We start from the raw sequence: 1,508 nt of genomic DNA on the forward strand, positions 1-1,508 counted from the left end.
TATCGCAAGCGCATTTGGATTCCCAGCAGTCGGCCGCAAGAAAGTCACAGCCGCTTTCGACGGCGGCCGGCTTACCTCGGATGGCGGCGTGTTGCTGCTGGCACAGGCCGAACGAGCGATGGGGATCTGCCAGCGGCTTGCAGCCTGCATTTCCGATCCGCGTGACCCGGGCAGAGTGGTGCATCACCTCGACGATATCCTGCGCGCCCGCATCTTTGCGATCAGCTGTGGCTATGAGGACGCCGATGATCTCGACGCTCTGCGCGACGATCCGGGCTTCCGCCTGGCGCTGGGCAAGCTGCCGGGATCGGGCGTGGGGCTTGCGAGCCAACCGACCATGAGCCGGTGGGAAAATGCGCCGACTACGCGCGAGTTGGCCAGGATGATGGCCGCGATGATCGACATCTACTGCGCCAGCTATCCCGCCGCGCCGGCGGCGGTGACGCTGGATATCGATGACACCTGTGATGTCGTGCACGGCTATCAGCAACTCTCGTTCTGGAACGGTCATCACGGGGAGCGCTGCTTCCTGCCGATTCATGTCTACGACACCGCCACCGGTCGGCCGGTGGCAATGCTGCTGCGCGCCGGCAAGACACCGTCGGGCGCCGAGGCTGCCGGACACATTCGGCGCCTGGTGCGCCATCTTCGGCGGCACTGGCCCGATACCCACATCACCATCCGCGGCGACGGGCACTATGGGCGGCCCGAGGTCATGACGTTGTGTGAGGCGACCGGCGTCGATTACGTATTTGGTCTGCCGACCAACGCCGTGCTGCGTGCCGATCCCGAAATCGTCACCGTCGCCGATGCTTGTGCCGTCAGGCGGGCTCAACGCCAATGCCCGGTCCTGCGCAACTATGCCGAGACCCGCTACGGCGCCAAAAGCTGGAAATGCCAGCGCCGCGTCGTCGCCCGGATTGAGGCCAGCACGCTGGGCATGGACATCCGCTATGTCGTCACCTCGCTGACCGAAGGCTCGGCCGAGCACATCTACGACACGCTGTACTGCGCCCGCGGTCAGGCCGAGAACCTGATCAAGCGCCACAAGAGCCAGCTCGCCAGCGATCGCACCTCGTGCCGCTCGGCGGGCGCCAACCAGATGCGCCTCATCCTGCACACCGCCGCATACTGGCTCCTGTGGCGAATCCAGCAGGAAATCCCAAGAGCCACCGCACTCGCCACCGCCGAGTTCGCCACGCTGCGCCTGCGCCTGCTCAAGGTCGCTGCCCGCGTCATCGAAACCGCCACGCGTATCCGCGTCGCCTTCGCTTCGGCTTGCCCGGATGCCGGTGTGTTCAAGGCCATCACCACCAGTCTGCGACCAGCGCCCACATAGCAAGAGCGGCGGTGCCGCCGAACCCCTGAGCCCCAGTCCATCAACCTCGAAAAGCCCATTGCTCCTGCCGCGGTGAAAAACGCCGGTGGAGGCGTGCGCCTTGATCAATCAGGCACCGCCACATCGCCGTCCGAACAACACGAAGCGGTAGCCTCATGAATAGGACGGG

General features: G+C 65.3%; 1 protein-coding gene. It reads left to right on the plus strand.

Annotation, left to right across the window (positions count from 1 at the left end):
- Position 1: 1 nt before the first annotated feature.
- Complete coding sequence (locus Q0897_RS16010; protein WP_299310425.1) at positions 2–1,339, plus strand: IS1380 family transposase; 1,338 nt, start codon at positions 2–4, stop codon at positions 1,337–1,339.
- Positions 1,340–1,508: the final 169 nt, after the last annotated feature.

The sequence above is a fragment of the uncultured Croceicoccus sp. genome, from assembly GCF_947496385.1.
In the GTDB taxonomy this organism is placed as follows: domain Bacteria; phylum Pseudomonadota; class Alphaproteobacteria; order Sphingomonadales; family Sphingomonadaceae; genus Croceicoccus.